This is a genomic window from Streptomyces sp. SCPE 10 (genome assembly GCF_051980735.1).
In the GTDB taxonomy this organism is placed as follows: domain Bacteria; phylum Actinomycetota; class Actinomycetes; order Streptomycetales; family Streptomycetaceae; genus Streptomyces; species Streptomyces misionensis.
The window spans coordinates 608,027-624,647 of sequence record NZ_CP197069.1 but is presented as its reverse complement, the minus strand read 5'-3'; the positions used below and the strand labels follow the sequence as shown (position 1 = coordinate 624,647).

Annotated in this window: 17 protein-coding genes; 8 read left to right on the top strand and 9 right to left on the bottom strand. The window is 74.7% G+C overall.

Going from position 1 to position 16,621, the window contains the following annotated elements:
* Nucleotides 1-3 precede the first annotated feature (3 nt).
* Entirely contained in the window at nucleotides 4-1,077 is a 1,074-nt protein-coding gene (locus tag ACSP97_RS02940) for a hydrogenase expression protein HypE (RefSeq protein WP_070024840.1), read from the bottom strand.
* Entirely contained in the window at nucleotides 1,074-2,675 is a 1,602-nt protein-coding gene (locus ACSP97_RS02935; protein ID WP_440556245.1) for a hypothetical protein, read from the bottom strand. Before ACSP97_RS02935 ends, ACSP97_RS02940 begins: the two co-directional genes overlap by 4 nt.
* A 454-nt stretch (nucleotides 2,676-3,129) precedes the next feature.
* Here ACSP97_RS02935 and ACSP97_RS02930 point away from each other — a divergent pair, with 454 nt between their 5' ends.
* The gene (locus tag ACSP97_RS02930) at nucleotides 3,130-4,644 is read left to right on the top strand and encodes a hypothetical protein (RefSeq protein ID WP_440556244.1); all 1,515 of its coding nucleotides are present in this window, start codon (nucleotides 3,130-3,132) and stop codon (nucleotides 4,642-4,644) included.
* 33 nt (nucleotides 4,645-4,677) lie between these two features.
* Here ACSP97_RS02930 and ACSP97_RS02925 read toward each other — a convergent pair whose 3' ends face one another.
* From ACSP97_RS02925 to ACSP97_RS02915, 3 genes are all read right to left on the bottom strand, one after another.
* Nucleotides 4,678-6,012 carry a hypothetical protein gene (locus tag ACSP97_RS02925; RefSeq protein WP_440556243.1) on the bottom strand — a complete coding sequence of 445 codons (1,335 nt, stop codon included), beginning with the start codon at nucleotides 6,010-6,012 and terminating at the stop codon, nucleotides 4,678-4,680.
* Between the two features lie 161 nt (nucleotides 6,013-6,173).
* Nucleotides 6,174-6,587: an SRPBCC family protein gene (locus tag ACSP97_RS02920; protein ID WP_355328807.1), complete on the bottom strand. Its 414-nt coding sequence runs from the start codon at nucleotides 6,585-6,587 to the stop codon at nucleotides 6,174-6,176.
* 83 nt (nucleotides 6,588-6,670) lie between these two features.
* Complete coding sequence (locus ACSP97_RS02915) at nucleotides 6,671-7,612, bottom strand: serine hydrolase (RefSeq protein WP_364725546.1); 942 nt, start codon at nucleotides 7,610-7,612, stop codon at nucleotides 6,671-6,673.
* Between the two features lie 183 nt (nucleotides 7,613-7,795).
* Between ACSP97_RS02915 and ACSP97_RS02910 the strand changes: the two genes are divergently transcribed.
* The 3 genes from ACSP97_RS02910 (at nucleotide 7,796) to ACSP97_RS02900 (ending at nucleotide 10,453) form a co-directional block, all read left to right on the top strand.
* Nucleotides 7,796-8,842, top strand: a complete 1,047-nt coding sequence (locus ACSP97_RS02910; RefSeq protein WP_440556242.1) for a permease — start codon at nucleotides 7,796-7,798, stop codon at nucleotides 8,840-8,842.
* The gene (locus ACSP97_RS02905) at nucleotides 8,839-9,558 is read left to right on the top strand and encodes a TIGR03943 family putative permease subunit (protein ID WP_440556241.1); all 720 of its coding nucleotides are present in this window, start codon (nucleotides 8,839-8,841) and stop codon (nucleotides 9,556-9,558) included. Before ACSP97_RS02910 ends, ACSP97_RS02905 begins: the two co-directional genes overlap by 4 nt.
* 76 nt (nucleotides 9,559-9,634) lie before the next feature.
* Nucleotides 9,635-10,453, top strand: a complete 819-nt coding sequence (locus tag ACSP97_RS02900) for an aminotransferase class IV (protein WP_355328812.1) — start codon at nucleotides 9,635-9,637, stop codon at nucleotides 10,451-10,453.
* 43 nt (nucleotides 10,454-10,496) lie between these two features.
* Here ACSP97_RS02900 and ACSP97_RS02895 read toward each other — a convergent pair whose 3' ends face one another.
* Entirely contained in the window at nucleotides 10,497-10,712 is a 216-nt protein-coding gene (locus ACSP97_RS02895; protein WP_355151396.1) for a hypothetical protein, read from the bottom strand.
* 142 nt (nucleotides 10,713-10,854) lie between these two features.
* Between ACSP97_RS02895 and ACSP97_RS02890 the strand changes: the two genes are divergently transcribed.
* The gene (locus ACSP97_RS02890; RefSeq protein ID WP_355151398.1) at nucleotides 10,855-11,295 is read left to right on the top strand and encodes a universal stress protein; all 441 of its coding nucleotides are present in this window, start codon (nucleotides 10,855-10,857) and stop codon (nucleotides 11,293-11,295) included.
* A 9-nt stretch (nucleotides 11,296-11,304) separates the two neighbouring features.
* Here the strand turns inward: ACSP97_RS02890 and ACSP97_RS02885 are convergent, their stop codons facing one another.
* Entirely contained in the window at nucleotides 11,305-11,766 is a 462-nt protein-coding gene (locus ACSP97_RS02885) for a CBS domain-containing protein (RefSeq protein WP_440556240.1), read from the bottom strand.
* Nucleotides 11,767-12,005: 239 nt separating this feature from the next.
* On the opposite strand from ACSP97_RS02885, the gene ACSP97_RS02880 reads away from it, so the two are divergent.
* On the top strand, nucleotides 12,006-12,857 hold the full coding sequence (locus ACSP97_RS02880; RefSeq protein ID WP_440558544.1) for a universal stress protein: 852 nt from the start codon (nucleotides 12,006-12,008) through the stop codon (nucleotides 12,855-12,857).
* A 16-nt stretch (nucleotides 12,858-12,873) separates the two neighbouring features.
* Here ACSP97_RS02880 and ACSP97_RS02875 read toward each other — a convergent pair whose 3' ends face one another.
* Together ACSP97_RS02875 and ACSP97_RS02870 are read right to left on the bottom strand one after the other, a co-directional pair.
* Nucleotides 12,874-13,575, bottom strand: a complete 702-nt coding sequence (locus tag ACSP97_RS02875; RefSeq protein ID WP_355151402.1) for a response regulator transcription factor — start codon at nucleotides 13,573-13,575, stop codon at nucleotides 12,874-12,876.
* Nucleotides 13,576-13,749: 174 nt separating this feature from the next.
* Complete coding sequence (locus ACSP97_RS02870) at nucleotides 13,750-14,412, bottom strand: CBS domain-containing protein (protein WP_355151404.1); 663 nt, start codon at nucleotides 14,410-14,412, stop codon at nucleotides 13,750-13,752.
* A gap of 279 nt (nucleotides 14,413-14,691) precedes the next feature.
* On the opposite strand from ACSP97_RS02870, the gene ACSP97_RS02865 reads away from it, so the two are divergent.
* Nucleotides 14,692-15,591 carry a universal stress protein gene (locus tag ACSP97_RS02865; protein ID WP_440556239.1) on the top strand — a complete coding sequence of 300 codons (900 nt, stop codon included), beginning with the start codon at nucleotides 14,692-14,694 and terminating at the stop codon, nucleotides 15,589-15,591.
* Between the two features lie 143 nt (nucleotides 15,592-15,734).
* Complete coding sequence (locus ACSP97_RS02860; protein WP_440558543.1) at nucleotides 15,735-16,595, top strand: universal stress protein; 861 nt, start codon at nucleotides 15,735-15,737, stop codon at nucleotides 16,593-16,595.
* Nucleotides 16,596-16,621 lie beyond the last annotated feature (26 nt).

Genomic DNA, 16,621 nt, shown 5'->3' with positions numbered 1-16,621 from the left:
GCCTCAGGCACGCCAGTGCGGGTCGTAACCGCTGGTCAGCTTGCGCTTGTTGTGCCGCCAGCGGGGCTCGTGGTTCACCATGTCGTTGGTCAGCCCGCGCAGCCGGCGGACGACCGCCCCGTACGGCTTGATCACCATCGACGAGAGCGTGCCGCCGGGGGGTTCGTCCATGAACGGCATGAAGGCGTCGGGGAAGCTGGGCATCGTGCAGCCGATGCAGATGCCGCCGACGTTCGGGCAGCCGCCGATGCCGGACATCCAGCCGCGCTTGGGCACGTTGCAGTTGACGACCGGCCCCCAGCAGCCCACCTTCACCTGGCACTTGGGGGAGTTGTAGTCCTTGGCGAAGTCGGCCTGCTCGTAGTACGCGGCCCGGTCGCAGCCCTCGTGCACGGTCTTGCCGAACAGCCACTGCGGGCGCAGCATGTGGTCCAGCGGCGGCGGGGGAGCGGAGCCGGCCGCGTGCTGGAGCACCCACACCAGGGTCTCCATGAAGTTCTCCGGCTGGATGGGGCAGCCGGGCACGTTGACCACCGGCAGCCCCGAGCGGGCCTTGAACTCCCAGCCCAGGTAGTCCGCGAGGCCCATGCAGCCGGTCGGGTTGCCGGCCATGGCGTGGATGCCGCCGAACGTGGCACAGGTGCCCGCGGCCACCACCGCCCAGGCCCTGGGCGCGAGTTGGTCGATCCACCAGTTGAGGGTCTGCGGCTCGCCGGTCTCCGGGTCGTTGCCGAACGACGTCCAGTAGCCGTCGCCCTCGATGATGTTCTGGTTGGGGATCGAGCCCTCGATCACCAGGATGAACGGCTCCAGTTCACCGCGGGCCGCCTTGCGGTAGGGGGCCAGGAAGTCCTCCCCGCCGAGACTGGGGGACAACACCTTGTTGACCAGGTTCACCTTCGGCAGACCCGGGATGAGGCCGAGGACGACGTCCTCGATCGACGGCTGCCCGGCGGCGGTCAGCGACACGGTGTCGCCGTCGCAGCTCATGCCCTCCGAGATCCACAGGATGGTGATCTCGTCGAAGCCCTCGCGGGCGTCGGCGCGGGCCTCGGTGGTACCGCTCTGTGTGGTCATCTCTGCGGCCTCCGTCGCAGTCGGTCGTGGGCCCGGCCGGAGCCGGCCGGGGTGCCCGTGGTTGCGAGGGGTTCGACCTCGTCGGGCCGGAAGTAGTGGAAACGGCCGTACCAGTCGTGCAGTTCGGCCGCGGGGTCGTCGTCCACGGTCACCGCGAGCCGCACGCCGCCGTCCACGTCGTGGAAGACCCCGGCGACCGTGGCGGCCCGCCCGGCCAGGAACATGTCCTGCGCGTCGGCGCCGCGTGGCCGCGGCCGCAGCAGCACCGCACTGCCGGCGCCCACGGGCACCGAGCCGACGAGCACGGTGTCCATCGCGGGCGCCACGTCCTCGTCGCCGCCTTCCCGCCACCACACGGAGCGCGGACCGGCGGGGCGGCCGGATGCGTCCGCCGCGTCCGCCGGGTGCGGGGCGGCGGGGGACAAGCGGGCGGCCGCGAAGGGGTGTTCGGGCGCCGGTGGCTTTGCCGTAACCGACAGGGTCAGCGAGCGGATCGTGCCGTGCAGGCGTTCGAAGACCTCGCGGGGCATGGTGTCGACCCGGTCGAGGATGTGCGCGGCCCGCGGGTCGGTGGCGCGGGCCTCCGCCTTCTCCTCGTCGGTCAGCAGCATCGTGCGCAGGGTCAGGATCTCGTCGATCTCCGCCGCGTCGTGCAGGTCACCCGGGCTCTCCGGCGCCACCTGGGGACGGTCCGGCAGGATGATCGGCGCCGACAGCAGTACCGGACCCGTCTGCCCGCCGCCCTCACCGCCTGCCGGGGAGGTGGCCGCGCCGCCGAGGACCGGGAAGGTGAACGCGTTGCGGCACTCGCGCGCGTGCCCGGCGAGCCCCGCGGGCGGATCGATCAGCGAGGCGAACTCCACGCCCTCGCCGCCGATCAGCGTGTGGGTGGCGATCAGCGCGTCGCGCAGCGCCTCGTTCCGCACCGCCCCGGCGTCGGCGGGCTCGCCCGTGTTCTCGGTGCGCACCAGCAGCCGGTACAGCCCCGGCGCCAGCGGCCGCACGCCCACGGTAGTCTCCGCCCGCACCTGCCGGCGCCGCCGCAGGATCCGCCCCGCGCCCGCGAAGAGCGGCTCCTGCTCGGTCCCGGCGGGGGCGGTGACCGCCACGGCACGGTCGCCGTCCAGCAAGTCGGCCAGCGGCACGGTCAGTTCGGTCTCGCGCGGCACAGCCTCGTCGAAGGAGAGGTGGGCGGCGCCGTCGTCCGTCCGCAGGGACTCCACCGCACGGTGCCCGCCGCTTCCGTCGGCGGCCTCCACCTGCTTGTGCTGCATCTGGAGGTACCGCACCCGCACCCGTACCACCGCGTCCTCGCGCAGCACCCGCAGCAGGCACTCGGTGCGCTGGTACCAGGAGTCCGCGGAGCCCGAGATCCCCGGCGTCACCGGCCCGTCGCGCTCCACCCAGGCCCGGGGCAGGAGCACCCCGAACTGCCAGCGGACGCGGTTCTTGGGGGAGGAACGGCGGTACGGATAGAGCAGGTAGCCCTCGTAGAGCACCGCGTCCGCGACCGCGCCGAGCCGCTCGAAGGCCGTGGCCCGCGCCGCGTCGGTGCCGTCCATGAGCAGGGGTCCGCTCATGCCGACCTGGTCCGGCATCCCGCCTCCTCGTCACTGGTGCGCCCTGGGCCGCTGAGGGCGCGCCCGGGGGGATTCCTTCCACCACGGTCACACCGGTCACGGCTCCTCGCCCCTTCGGCGCACCCGTATTGGGCCGGTCAGGCGATGCGCGGCCGGGAGAACACGGCGGTGCTCCGCCTCCGGCCCGGCGGGCCACCGCCCCTGCCGTCGGCCGCCGTCCACCGCGGGGACACGACAGCGCGGCTCGTCGCGCGACGAGGTCAAGTACCCATAACAGAGCGGTTGTTGAGGGTCCCCTCGGATGAGAAGACCGTTAGAATCGGTGCTCAGGATCGTGGGATTGTCGAACAAAAGGGGAGTGGTCATGTCCGGAAATTTCGCGGGCCCGGGAGGGCCTGGAGACACCGGAAGAGCCGGCGATCCCGAACCGCCCTGGCCGTGGGGCCCGGGCCAGGGACACAGCCTGCCCCCCATGCCGACCACTCCGCCGCCCGCACCCCCGGACGCCTGGCGGGCCGTCGCCGTCGCCCTGCTCAACCTGACCGGCCTCGGCCTCGGCTACGCGCTGCTGCGCCGCCGGCTGCTGACGGCCGCCTGCTGGGTCGCGACCGGCGTCCTGCTGCTCGTCGCCCTGCCCGCCGACGCCGACGGCGTCCCGGGCGCCGTCCTCGCCGGCTACCTCCTGGTCCTGGTCCTGGCGGCCGCCCACGGGGCCCACCTCGGATACCGCACCCACCTCGCTCGGCCGGGTCGCACGCCCCTCGCGGCGCTGCTCGGCCTGGTGCTGCTCGCCGTTCCGGCCGGCGGCACGCTCTGGTACCGCAGCGCCCATGACGAGGCCGTCCAGCAGGCGCTCGTCGACCGCCTGGCGCGCGCCGACCGCCTGGTGGCGGCCGACCGGACCAAGCCGTACAACGGCGCGCGGAGCGACTTCCGCCAGGCCCTGACCGTCTACCGCGACATCGCCGTCCGCCACTCCGGCTCCCGCGCCGCCCACAAGCTCCCGGACAGCCTGCACGCCTACTACACCACGGTCGCCGCCCCCTACGCCGACCAGGAGTACTGCGACGCCATCGCCCCGCTGACCTACCTGCGCACGGTGCCCGACCACCTGCCGAAGTCCACGCTCGGCTCCCTGGCCGACTGGCCCGACGACCGGCTGGCGACCTCGCTCTACGAGTGCGGGACCCAGCAGATCGCCGTGGGCGACACCACCAACTGGGTCTCCCACTTCGGCGACCTGATGAAGACCTTCCCCCGGTCCCCGCAGGCGGCCAAGGTCACCCCCGCCGTCGACGCGGAGGTGCGCAGCGAGGAGAAGGCCATCGCCTCCCAGGCCTGCGTGGCCGTGGAGAAGCTGAACCGGCTGAACACCGGCATCGGCGAGCTGTCCGCCGCCGCGGGCGACGCCGACGGCGGGCTCGCCAGGGCCGCGGCCCGGGCCAAGCGCAGCGGCGACGACGGGGCGTACTCCTGCGGCATCGAGGAGTACCGGAACGGCGACTTCCGTAGCGCGCAGAAGACCATGACCGACTTCGTCGCCGGTCACCCCCACCACAGGAACCGGGAGCGGGCCCGGAAGATCGAGATAGCCGCCGAGGTCGCCCAGACCATCCCGGCGGCCGGCAAGAAGCTGCCCACCACCGCCTCCGGCGGCAGCATCACCGTCACCGTGAAGAACGACAGCCCGGACGACGTCACCGTCCTGTACACCGGACCGGTCACCGGCAGCTTCACCCTCAAGGGCTGCGGGAGCTGCTCGTCGTACTCGATGTACGAGACGGTGCTGTCCACCTTCAAGCCGTGCGGCGGCGGCAAGGACTACCCGCAGCGCACCATCCAACTCCCGCCCGGCACCACCTACTTCGTGCACAAGCCGGACAGCGGCGAGGTGACCACCGCGGGCTCGGACACCGCCAAGCTCCGGCCCGGGTACATCTACACCGAGTGCGCGTACACCACCCGGGGCATCGGCTCGGGGGCCTGACCGGCGGCGCCGCCGGTCAGGCCGAGCGGGGGGTCACTCCGGCCGGCCGCCCCGGCGGCGCACGGCCACCAGCACACCGGCGCCGGCCAGCACGGCCGCGCCCGCGGCGCCCGCCAGCGGCAGCGCCGCACCAGCACCGGTGTTCGCCAGGCTGCCGCCCGTGCTGCCGCCCGTGGTGCCGCCGGACAGACCGCCGGTGCCACCGGTGGACGCGGTGCCGGTGGTGCCGGTGGTACCGGTGGTGCCACCCGTGGTGGACGATCCGGTCGTGGCCGTGCCGCCGGCGCCCTTGCCGGTGCCGCCCGTGGTCGTCGTGGAGCCGGTGCCGCCCGTCGCGTCACCGCCGCCCTCCGAGCCCCCGCCCGTGCCGCCGCCACCGGTGGCGTCGAGCGTGACGAGCGCGGTGTCGTTCTTCTTCACGTGGTCGAACGGCCGGGGCTCCTCGGCGAGTTCGACATAGCCCTTCGCCCCGGGCACCGCCTTGTCGATCCTCACCTTGAAGGCGTAGGTCTCCCCGCCGCCCTCGGTCACCCAGGACTCGTCGGTGCCGCAGGCGTAGGACTCGGCCCCGGTGTTCTTGCAGTGACCGTCGGCCCTGGCCATCGAGGTGCCCTCGGGCAGCGTGACCAGGACGTGGGTGGCGCTCCGGCCCAGGTCCCGCAGCACCCAGGCGGGGCCCGCGTTCTTGTACGCCACCCGCAGCGTGACCGTGTCCCCGACCCGGCCGCGCAGCTTGGCGCCGGTCACCTGGAAGTCGGCCGTGTTGTCGGCGGTCACCGTGACATCCGCGGCGTCCCAGCCGTCGTGCTGCCCGGAACCGGGCTGCGCCGGGGTCTGGTCGGGCCGCTCGGCCAGCTTGATCGCGGGAGCGGTGCCGCGCACCGGGGCCGAGGCGTTGTCGCCCGGGCCGGTGTCGGCGGAGTCGACCGTCACCCGCAGCCGGTCGTACAGGGCCCGGTCGAGCGCCTTCAGGGACAGCGGGCGCTCCGGCGCGTAGACGACGCCGGGGCGCACCGGCTGGTCGAACTCGCAGACCACCTCGGAGCGCCCCGGCTCCTCGTCGGCCGCGGCGATCTCGTAGCGCAGGCAGTTGGCGGGCACCTCGGGCTGGCTCAGGCCACGGGTGACGGAGTACGACAGCCAGACCTTGTCCAGGGCCGCGTCGCCGGTGTTGGTGAACGTGGGCGCGAGCTGGAGGTCGCTGCCCGGCTTCACCTTCTCGAACGGGGCGATCCTGCCCAGCACCAGGCCGGTCGTGGGGTCGTCGGCGGCCGCGGCCGGTGCGGCGCCCAGAGCGATCAGGGCGACGGCACCGAACGCGCCCGCGCTCTGGCGCAGTGCACGGGGGCCGGGGGAGCTGAAGGGCATGGAATCCTCTGACGGGAGCGACGGCGGTGGACGAACTGACATGCGGGGAACGTGAGTTCCCCGCTCTGTGAGACGTCTGTGCCACCCGGACGGTTGTACCGGACATCCGTCGGCTTCCATGCCGTGCCACGCGGGCCGCCGGGAGGGCGACCCGCCGTGCCTCAGCCGGCCGGGTTGTCGGTGCGCAGGCGCACCTGTTCCTCCAGCCGGCGCAGGCTGCCCTCCAGCGCCTCGCTGACCGCGCGTTCGCCCGGGTCGTGGCCTTCGTCGAAGAAGGACAGGTGGACGGTCACCTCGCTGGCGCCGCTGCCGATGCCCGCCACCTGGAGCCAGCCGGCGTACTCGCCCTGCTCGCGGGTGCCCCACTCCAGACGCATCTGGTCGGGCTCGGCCCGCAGCAGGGCCGCGGTGTCCTGGTCGGTGCCGGCCTCGTGCACGGTGACGGCGGGCGGCTCCTCGGGGGCCACGTGCAGGGCGTCCGGGAGCCAGGTGTCCAGCTGGGTGACGTTGGCCGCCTGGTCGAAGACGTGCTCGGGCTGCGCGGGCATCGTGCGGGAACGTTCGTACTCGGCCATGGTGGCATCGCCCCTCCGGTCGGAAGTCGTACCCCCGTCGCGTGCCCCTTCCACGGCGGCCGAAAAGCGTCTTCCGCGTCGCCTTACGAGACGGCCTCGCGGGCGGTGCGCTCCACCAGGGAGACGCCCGCGTCCATGGAGGCGCTGCCGTCGGAGAGGACGGCGACGAGGCAGCGGTGGCCGTCGACGGTGACCGCGCCGACGCTGTTGACGTCCCACAGGCGGGTGGCGCTCCGCTCCAGCCAGCCGTTCTTCAGCTTCGTCCCGGCTCCGGACGCGTCCACCGCCGAGACGCCCCAGGACTGCTCGGGCAGCACCTCGCCCATCAGGGTGCGGATGTACGCCCGGGAGGCGGGGGTGAGCGCGGAGGGGGCGGTGTCGTCGAAGACCGCGCGCAGCAGCCGTATCTGATCGGTCGCGGTCGTGCGGGTCAGGCCCCACCTGCCGCCGGAGCCGCCCGTGGTCGAGGTCAGCCCGAGGCGCTTGTTGGCCGCCGCCAGACCGGGGGCGCGGCCGATCTCCCGCCACAGGGCGTCGGCCGAGGCGTTGTCGCTGCGCCGGATCATCGGCTCGGCGTGGCCGCGCTCCTCGTCGGTGAGGGAGCGGTGGGCGTCCTGGGCCTGGAGCAGCAGCGTGGCGAGGATGTCGACCTTGACGATGCTGGCGGTGTCGTAGGCGCGGTCCGGACCGTGTACCACGGGCGAGTCGCCGCCCGCGTCGAGGTCGAGGACCGCCGCCGTGGCGTGGGGGTCGGGCACCGGGGCGGGCGGCTCGGAAGGCTTGGGCGCCGGGTCGGCCGCCGGGGCGGCCTGCGACGGCGTGGGCTGGGACTGCTCGGTCTCGGACGTGGCCGGGGACGGCTTGGGCTGAGGCGTGGGCCGGGACGGCTTGGGCTGGGACGGCTTGGGTGCCGGAGCCGGGGTGGCGGCGGTCGCCGCCGGAACACCGGCGGCGAGCAGGGCGGTCACCGTGGCGAGGAGGACTCCGGCCGTGCGGCGTGCGGTGCGGGGCGGATGCGAGGACATGGTTCGTGAACGTAGACAAAATCCGACCGGAGCGAAGTGGCTGCCGTCACGCGCAGCCCCGTTTCGCCCGAATTGTGAGAAGAGCCACCGTGTCGGGTGCCGTGTGGCGCACGCGGCGGCGTGGGTGCGCGGCCGGGTCGTGGTCCTCGCATATCGTCGGCGAACCCGACATCCGGAGTGCTCATGGAGAAAACGGATGAACCGGTCGGTGTACGGGAGGGTGTGGCGGCCGTCCCCTTCCCCCCGGCCGTGCGCCGCGTCCGGCCCTGGCCGCTCGTCACGGCCGCGCTGGCGGCGGGCGTCGCGGTGGTGCTGCTGTTCGGCGGCGTCCGGTGGCCGGAGCAGCCCGCCGTTCAGGCCTGGCGCACCGTCTGTCTGGCCATCACCGTCCAGGCGCTCCCCTTCCTGATCCTCGGCACCGTGCTGTCCGGTGCGATCAACGCCTTCGTGCCCCCCGACCTGTTCACCCGGGTGCTGCCCAAGCGGCCCGCGCTCGCCGTGCCGGTCGCGGGCGTGGCCGGCGCGGTGCTGCCGGGCTGCGAGTGCGCCTCCGTGCCCGTCGCCAACAGCCTGATCCGCCGGGGCGTCACCCCCGCCGCCGCGTTCGCCTTCCTGCTCTCCGCGCCCGCCATCAACCCCGTGGTGCTCACCGCCACCGCGGTCGCCTTCCCGGGCGATCCCGCGATGGTCGCCGCCCGGCTGCTCGCCTCCCTCGGCACGGCCGCCGCGATGGGCTGGCTGTGGCTCTGGCGGGGCGACGAGAAGTGGCTGCGCCCCGTCCTGCGCCGCCGGCACACCGGACATGCGCACGGCCATGAGCACGGCCACGGCCGCTGGACCGAGTTCCGGCTCGGCTTCCAGCACGACTTCCTGCACGCCGGCGGCTTCCTCGTGCTGGGCGCCATGGCCGCCGCCACCTTCAACGTCGCCGTACCGCGCGCCGTCCTCGACGCCTTCTCCGGCACGCCCTGGCTGTCGGTGCTCTTCCTGGCCGCCCTCGCCGTGCTGCTCGCGGTCTGCTCGGAGGCCGACGCGTTCGTGGCCGCCTCGCTGACCGGGTTCCCGCCGACCGCCCGGCTCGTGTTCATGGTGGTCGGCCCCATGGTCGACCTGAAGCTGATCGCCCTCCAGGCGGGCACCTTCGGCCGCGCCTTCGCCTGGCGGTTCTGCACGGCGACCATGGTCGTGGCCGTCGCCGCCGGGGCCCTGATCGGAGGCGCCCTGCTGTGAGACGGCCCGTCCAGACCCTGCTGCCCGCCCTGACCGGCGCCGGACTGCTGCACATCACCCTGTTCACCGACACCTACCTGCGCTACGTCAAGGCCGGGCTGCGCCCCCTGCTCCTCGCCTCCGGCGCGGTCCTGCTGCTGCTCGGGCTCGTGGCGGCGCTCTCCCGGGACCCCGGCCAAGGGCACCACGGCCACGACCACCCCGGACCGCCGAGGATCGCCTGGCTGCTCCTGCTCCCGGCGCTGAGCCTGCTGCTGTGGACCCCGCCCGCACTCGGCGCCTACACCGCCGCCCGTTCCGACGCCCAGCCGCTCGCCGCCCGCAAGAAGGGGTTCGCGCCACTGCCCGCGACCTCCCCGCTGCCGCTGACCCTCACGGAGTTCACCAGACGGGTGCAGCAGGACGACAGCGGGGCCATCCGGGGCCGCACCGTCCGGCTGACCGGCTTCGTCACCCCGGCCCCGGCGGGCGACGGCTGGTATCTGACCCGCATCGTCTTCACGTGCTGCGCGGCCGATTCGCAGACCGTGAAGGTCCGCGTCCACGGCACACCGGCACCGCCCGCCGACACCTGGCTCGCCGTCATCGGCACCTGGCACCCCGGCGGCACCCTCGGCACCAGGACCGCGCCGGCCGCGCTCGACGTCCGCCGGACCAGCCGCATCGCCCCGCCGGTCAACGCCTACACCGACGACCTCCCGATCACCCCCGGCTGAGCGGCCTGACGCGAAAGCCGATCGCCCACCGTCCCGGCGGTGTCTAGGGTGGCCGGGTACGGGTGAGGGAGGGATCGTGATCGACCGGGTGGAAGTCAACGGTGCCGAAGCGGACGGCGAGGACCTGAAGGTGCTCGCGCGGGCGACCTACGCGCACTTCTCGTCGATGCAGGCGCGGGGCGGGGCGGTCCGGGGACTGGATCTGCATCTGAAGCGGCTGGCGGACAACACGCGGGAGCTGTTCGGAACGGGCCTGGACGCCGATCGGGTGCGGTCCTTCGTCCGGCACGCGCTGCGCGCCCGCCCGGACGCGGCGTCGGTGCGCGTGACCGTCTTCAGCCGCCGGCAGGACGCCGTGCTGCGCGGCGAGGAGGTGGCGCCGGACGTGGCCGTGACGACCGGCGATCCCCTCCCGGCGCGGACCGCGCCCGTGCGGTTGCGGACCGTGGCGTACGAGCGGGACCTCGCCCACGTCAAGCACGCGGGGACCTTCGGACTCGGTCTCCACCGGCGCCGGGCGGTGCTCGCCGGGTACGACGACGCGCTGTTCGTCGACCGCGACGGCCGGATCGGCGAAGCCTCGGTCTCGAACATCGGCTTCTTCGACGGCGAGCGGGTCGTCTGGCCCCGGGCCGCCGTGCTGCCGGGGATCACGATGCAGCTGCTGGAGCGAGGACTGGCGGCGAAGGGCGTTCCGTCCGAGCGGCGGGAGGTCCATCTGCGGGACCTCGGGACCTGGGCGGCCGGCACCCCGGGCCTCGCGGCCTTCCTCTCGAACTCCATCTCGCCGGCCGTCCCGGTCGCGGGCGTCGACGAGACGGCGCTGGCCGTCGATCCCGCCGTGACCGACCTGCTGGTCGGCTGCTACGAGACCAACCCCTGGCAGCCCGTGTAGGCATGTCGCGCCGCGACACCGACAAGGTCCCAAGGACAGGCGCCTATCCGAACAGGCCGCGCACCCGGATCGTCTCCACCCGCCGCCAGGTGCCGCCGGGCAGCAGCAGCCACTGGTTGCCGGCGCCGTGACCGCGCCAGTGCCCGGCGCCCGGGGTGCCGTGGGCGGTGCGGGGGCGGGCGCCGCGGCGGGCGGGCAGCGGGGCCCCGCAGTCGCGGCCGGCCCGGTTCTTGCCGTTCTTCTTGGTCCGACGTGCCATCCCTGGCTCACCTCCCGGTCCTCTTCTCGCAGGATGCACCCGCGGGGCGCCCGGCGGCAGGGCCGAACGGACGCTCTTTTCTGGCGCCCCGGCGGCGCGTCGCGCAGCGTGGAGGACAGGGGGCACGCAGAGAGGTGGACAGATGGACCAGGACGTTTCCAAGCCCCGGGTCGTGGTGGGGGTCGACGGCTCGCCGTCCTCCTTCGAAGCGGTGCGCTGGGCCGTACGTTACGCCGGTTTCGTCGGTGGCGCCGTGGAGGCCGTCGCGGCCTGGGAAGTGCCGCTGTACGGCTGGTCCGCGCCCGCCGTGGACATGTACATCGACGAGGAGGCCACCCGTGAGCAGATGCGGCAGGAGCTGACGGAGGTGCTCGGCGCCGAGGAGGCCGCCAAGGTGTCCACCCGCATGGCGCACGGCAACCCCGCCGAGGTCCTGCTGCGGGCCGCCGAGGGCGCGGAGGTGCTGGTCGTCGGCAACCGGGGCCGGGGCGGCTTCGCCCGCGTCATGCTGGGTTCGGTCAGCCAGCGGGTGGCGGCCCACGCGGCCTGCCCGGTGGTGATCGTCCGTACCGAGGAGACCTGAGCTGTCGGCCTACGGTGGTCCGGGCGGCTCGCGCAGCACGCTCCAGGCGACCGGCCCGAGCAGGTCGGCCAGCCGCCGGAAGACGTCCAGCAGCAGGTCGTCCAGCGTCAGCACGCCCACCGGCCGCCCGCCGTCCAGAACGGGCAGCCGGCGCACCCCGGTGCGGCGGAAGGCGCGGTAGGCAGCGTGGAGCTCGTCGCCCGCGTCGAGCGTGACCACCCGCGGCGACATCACCGCGTCGACGCGGCTGTCGAGCGGCAGACCCTCGCCCAGCCCGCGCAGCGCCAGATCGCGGTCGGTGACGATCCCGCGCAGCGCGCCGTCCTCGACGACGAGCAGGGAACCGACGGCGGCCTCGGCCATCCGCCGGGTGGCCTCCGCCAGGGAGACGTCCGGGGTGACGGTCACGGGCGGCGCGGACATCAGCCGGCCGACGCTCACCGGGCCTTCGGACGGCGGGACACGGGTCATGAGTGGCCTCCTTCGCACACCGGCAGGGGGCATCGGCACCGGGGACCGCGCCGGGCGCCGCCCCTCGGCCCGCGCCGGACGGGCCGCCGCCGGGCAGGGGCCGCCCGGTTCCGCAGGGGAGCCGGATGCCCCGGCAAGAGGACCGTGTACCCCTCCGTAGCCGGTCCGGCGGTGCGGCGTGGAACCGGACCCGTCGGCCGCGCGCCGCTCGCGCGGCCGAGGAAAGGCAGGTGAGGACGATGCCTCTGCCCCTGGTCGTGGGGGTCGACGGCTCCGAGGACGGTCTGCTGGCGGTGGACTGGGCGGCCGACGAGGCGGTCCGGCTCGGGCTGCCGCTGAGGATCGTGCACGCCTCGCTCTGGGAGCGGTACGAGGGCCGGCTTCCGTCGCCCGGCGGCGAGCGGCCCGCCCCGCGGGTGAGGGCCGAGCACATCGTGGCCTCGGCGGCCGAACGGGCGGGGCGGCGCGCCCCGGACCTCGAGATCCATGCCGCCGTCCTGGCCGAGGACCCGGTGGCCGCGTTGCTCGCGGAGGGCGACAACGCCACCGCGGTGGTCACCGGAAGCCGGGGCCGGGGCGGGCTGAAGAGCCTGCTCCTCGGGTCGGTCGCGCTGGCCGTGGCAGGGCGGGCCAACGGGCCGGTGATCGTGGTCCGCGGCGACACGGCCGGGATCGAGGGCGCGCACGACCGGGTGCTGCTCGGTGTCGGCGAGCCCGGCGCCGCCGCGACGGCCGCCCGCTTCGCGCTGCGCGAGGCCGCCGCCCGCCGGTGCGTCCTCGACGCCGTGCGCGCCTGGCGCCGGCCCGGGGCACCCGCGGCGGTGGGACGCGACGACGAGGACGAGGCCGCCGCGGCGATCGACGAACTGCTCCGCCCGGCGCTGGCCGAGCACCCGGACGCGCGGGTCTCCCGCACCGTCCTGGAGGGACCGCCCGGCAAGGTGCTGCTGCACCGGTCGGCCGCCGCCGACCTGCTGGTCCTCGGGGTGCGCCGGGACCACCGCCGCCACGGGCTCCGGCTGGGCCGCGTCACCCACCTGCTGCTGCACCACGCCCTGTGCCCGGTGGCCGTCGTCCCCCGACTTCCGTGACCGGACGGGGAGCGGGTCAGCGCGCGGAGCGTTCCTTCGGGTCCCGCGGCTCCAGGTGGGAGGCGAGCACGGCGGCCTGGACGCGGCGCTGCACCCCGAGCTTGGCCAGCAGCCGCGAGATGTGGTTCTTGACCGTCTTCTCCGACAGGTACAGCTTCCGGCCGATCTCACGGTTGGTCAGGCCGTCCCCGATCAGTGCCAGGATGTCCCGCTCCCGCGGCGACAGGCTCGCCAGCTCCGGCGGCAGCGACGGCGTCTCCTCGGGGTCGGCCCGCAGCGAACGCATCAGCCGGGCCGTCGTCTCCGGGTCCAGCATCGACTGGCCGGAGGCGACCGTGCGCACCGCGGAGACCAGGTCGGAGCCCTTGATCTGCTTGAGCACATAGCCGGAGGCACCGGCCATGATCGCGTCCAGCAGGGCGTCCTCGTCGTCGAACGAGGTCAGCATCAGACACGCCAGCTCCGGCATCCGGTCGCGCAGCTCGCGGCAGACCGAGATGCCGTCGCCGTCGGGCAGCCGGACGTCGAGCACGGCGACGTGCGGGCGCAGGGCGGGGCCCCGGACCAGTGCGTGCGCGGCGGTGTCGGCGTCGCCGACGACGGAGATGTCCGGTTCGGCGTCGAGCAGGTCGGCCAGGCCGCGCCGGACCACCTCGTGGTCGTCCAGGAGGAACACCCGGATCGGGTCCTGTGCCGTGAAGGTGCGTGTCTCGGTCATCCCGACCTCTCGTTGCGGAAGCGGCCGTGCTGCGGCCTGTCACCCGGCCGATCATCGTCGCAGGTGACCGCGGGCACCAGGGCCGATCGGCCCCATTTCGCACGGATGCGCCGACCTGGACCTGCCCGGCCCTCAAGGGGGCTCGCCCGGCCACTCCCGGGAGCGGCCCAGCCGTCAGGCGTGCGCCGCCCGCTGACCGGCCGCCAGGTCGAAGCGCACGTCCACGACCCCCTCGACCGCGCGCACCAGCCGGGCGGCCACGGGCACCAGAGAGGTGTCCCGGACCCGGCCGAGCACCGTCACCACACCGTCCTCCACCCGCAGCTCCACCGCCGAGTCCGGTGGCGGGAAGAGCGGCGCCACGATCTCGCGCCGTACCTCCTCCTGGATCTCCCGGTCCCCGCGCAGAAAGACCTTCAGCAGGTCGGCGCGGCTCACCACGCCCTCCAGCATGCCGTTCTCGTCCACCACGGGCAGCCGCTTGACCCGCGCCCGGGCCATGGTCCGCGCGGCCTCGGCGAGCGTCGCGTCCGCCCGGACGGTGACCGCGGGGGAGGACATCAGGTCTCCGGCGGTGATCGCCTCGCCCTTCGCCAGGTCGGACGGGGGCCGCAGCCGCCGGTAGTCGTCCGCCGGGTCGTCCCGCAGCTCCTCCTTGGGCAGCAGATCGGCCTCGGAGACCACCCCGACCACCCGCCCCTCGCCCTCGATCACGGGCACGGCGCTGACCTGCCAGTCCTGCATCATCTCCACGAGTTCCTTGAAGGGGGCCCGCCGTCCGACGGCGGCGACGGTGGTCGTCATGACATCGCTGACGGTGTGCGGGGTGCCGTACATGGTGACTCCGTGGCTGCTCGACGGACGTCCCGGCGGGACTCTCTGTCCCCAGCGTGCGCCGGACGCCGCCGGTCGGCACAGGGGCCGCCCGGCCCCGCGGCCGGCCGCTCGCGCGGGCCGGTCGGTCCCGGCCCCGGGACCAGCGGCCCCTGATCGGCTCGCCGTCCGCGCACAACGCTGGAATCGTCGCTCTTGTCCCCGAGCGGCGCGGCCCCGGCAGGCGGAGGACACCGCAGGTGGTGGACACCCCCCGGGGCGACAGGCGAGAGGTGGAGAGACATGACCCGAACCGTCACCGCGGGCCTCGACGGCTCACCCGAGAGCCGGGCCGCCGTCGAATGGGCGGCGCGCGAGGCGGCGCTGTGCGACCTGCCGTTGAAGATCCTGCACGTGCGGGAGCCGGAGACCGGCGCCGACGCGGACGAGCGCGCGGCCGCCGAGGCGTGGGCGCGGACCGTGCGCGACTCCGCGGAGGGCCTGCGGCTGCGCCACCCCGGCATCGAGGTGGTCACCGACCAGGTCACCGGCGAGCCGGCCCGCGCCCTGGCCGAGGCCGCCGACGGTTCGGAACTGCTGGCGCTGGGCTCCCGCGGCCTCGGCCGGTTCGGCGGCTTCCTGATCGGCTCGGCCGGACTGTCCGTCATCGCCCACACCATGCGCCCGGTGGTCCTGGTCCGAGCGGGTGAACAGGCCGCCGACGAGCACCGGCCGGACCCCTCGGGCGTCCCGTCCGCCGCGACCCCCTTCCTGCCGGTCGTCCTCGGCCTCGACATCGACGACCCCGAGGGCCCCGGCCGGCCGCTGCTGGAGTTCGCCTTCGACGCCGCCGCGCGCCGCGGTGCCGCGGTGCGGGTCGTGCACGCCTGGACCCCGCCGCCGTACGCCGCGTACGGCATCCCCGCCGAACCGCCCGTGGTGCCCTCCTACGGACGCCGGGCCTCGGCCCTGCTCACCGAGGTGCTGCGGCCCTGGCGGCAGAAGTACCCGGACGTCGAGGTGAGCGAGGCGAGCCGGGCCGGCAACGCCGCGCCGGTCCTGGTCGAGGCCGCCCGCGAGGCCTCCCTCGTGGTCGTCGGCCGTCGGGTGCGCGCCAGCCCCTTCGGCATCCACATCGGCCATGTCACCCACGCCGTCCTGCACCACGTCGGCGCCCCCGTGGCCGTCGTCGCGCACGCCTGACCGGCCCGAACACCCCGGGAGGCCCGCATGGGCGAGAAGCAGGCCGTACGGCTCGCATCCGCTTGCGACCGCGCCGACGATGGCCAGAGGTGTCGGGTGCGGGCCCGCCGCGTCGTCGGCCTACGCCAGGAAGGGTGAACACGATGGACCTGCCCGTCGTCGCCGGCGTGGACGGCTCCGAGGAGAGTCTGCGCGCCGTGGACCGGTCGGCCGACGAGGCCGCCCTGCGCGGGGCGCCGCTCCGCCTGGTCTACGCCTCGCTCTGGGAGCGCTACGAGGGTTCCCTGATCGCCCAGGAGGTCGGCAGACCCGTCGAGGAGGTGATCGCCCGGGACGTGATGGGCGCCGCCGAACGCCGGGCCCACCAGCGCCGGCCGGGGCTCGTGGTCACCGCCGCCGTGCTCGCCGAGGAGCCGGAGGTCGCACTGGTGAACGAGAGCAGCCTGGCCCGCCTGGTGGTCCTCGGCTGCCGGGGCCGCGGCGGTGTCGCCGAACTGCTGCTCGGCTCCGTCAGCCTGTCGGTCGCCGCGCACGCCCACTGCCCGGTCATCGTGCTGCGCGGCAGGCCCGAGGAACCGGCGGCCCCCGGACGCGTCGTCCTCGGCGTCACCGAGAAGGGGGCGTGCCCGGCCGCCGTGCGGTTCGCGGCCGAGGAGGCCGCGCTGCGGGGCGTGCCCCTGGAGGCCGTACGGGCCTGGCGGCGCCCCGCGCACACCACTGCCGGGCATCCACCGCTCTCCGGTGCACCCGTCCCGGCCCAGGAGGAGGCCGCCGAGGCGCTGGAGGAGGCACTGCGGGACCTCCCGGACGGCCTCCGGGCGCAGCGGCGCGCCGCCGAGGGGCCCGCCCGGGACGTCCTCGTCGGCGCCTCCGGGGACGCCGGGCTGCTGGTCGTCGGAGTCCGGCGCCGCAGCGGCCGCTTCGGCTCCCGGCTCGGCCGGGTCGCCCACGGAGTGCTGCACCACGCCCGCTGCCCGGTGGCCGTCGTACCGGAACCCGTCTGACACCCACCCGACGATGATCGGAGCCC

What these genes read in the sequence shown, in the direction of transcription:
- ACSP97_RS02915 (WP_364725546.1), bottom strand. Translation starts at nt 7,612, where the DNA reads ATGTCCTCGCATCCGCCCCGCACCGCACGCCGCACGGCCGGAGTCCTC.
- ACSP97_RS02860 (WP_440558543.1), top strand. Translation starts at nt 15,735, where the DNA reads ATGGACCTGCCCGTCGTCGCCGGCGTGGACGGCTCCGAGGAGAGTCTG.
- ACSP97_RS02865 (WP_440556239.1), top strand. Translation starts at nt 14,692, where the DNA reads ATGACCCGAACCGTCACCGCGGGCCTCGACGGCTCACCCGAGAGCCGG.
- ACSP97_RS02940 (WP_070024840.1), bottom strand. Translation starts at nt 1,077, where the DNA reads ATGACCACACAGAGCGGTACCACCGAGGCCCGCGCCGACGCCCGCGAG.
- ACSP97_RS02895 (WP_355151396.1), bottom strand. Translation starts at nt 10,712, where the DNA reads ATGGCACGTCGGACCAAGAAGAACGGCAAGAACCGGGCCGGCCGCGAC.
- ACSP97_RS02870 (WP_355151404.1), bottom strand. Translation starts at nt 14,412, where the DNA reads ATGTACGGCACCCCGCACACCGTCAGCGATGTCATGACGACCACCGTC.
- ACSP97_RS02930 (WP_440556244.1), top strand. Translation starts at nt 3,130, where the DNA reads ATGCCGACCACTCCGCCGCCCGCACCCCCGGACGCCTGGCGGGCCGTC.
- ACSP97_RS02885 (WP_440556240.1), bottom strand. Translation starts at nt 11,766, where the DNA reads ATGACCCGTGTCCCGCCGTCCGAAGGCCCGGTGAGCGTCGGCCGGCTG.
- ACSP97_RS02925 (WP_440556243.1), bottom strand. Translation starts at nt 6,012, where the DNA reads ATGCCCTTCAGCTCCCCCGGCCCCCGTGCACTGCGCCAGAGCGCGGGC.
- ACSP97_RS02890 (WP_355151398.1), top strand. Translation starts at nt 10,855, where the DNA reads ATGGACCAGGACGTTTCCAAGCCCCGGGTCGTGGTGGGGGTCGACGGC.
- ACSP97_RS02875 (WP_355151402.1), bottom strand. Translation starts at nt 13,575, where the DNA reads ATGACCGAGACACGCACCTTCACGGCACAGGACCCGATCCGGGTGTTC.
- ACSP97_RS02935 (WP_440556245.1), bottom strand. Translation starts at nt 2,675, where the DNA reads ATGCCGGACCAGGTCGGCATGAGCGGACCCCTGCTCATGGACGGCACC.
- ACSP97_RS02910 (WP_440556242.1), top strand. Translation starts at nt 7,796, where the DNA reads ATGGAGAAAACGGATGAACCGGTCGGTGTACGGGAGGGTGTGGCGGCC.
- ACSP97_RS02920 (WP_355328807.1), bottom strand. Translation starts at nt 6,587, where the DNA reads ATGGCCGAGTACGAACGTTCCCGCACGATGCCCGCGCAGCCCGAGCAC.
- ACSP97_RS02880 (WP_440558544.1), top strand. Translation starts at nt 12,006, where the DNA reads ATGCCTCTGCCCCTGGTCGTGGGGGTCGACGGCTCCGAGGACGGTCTG.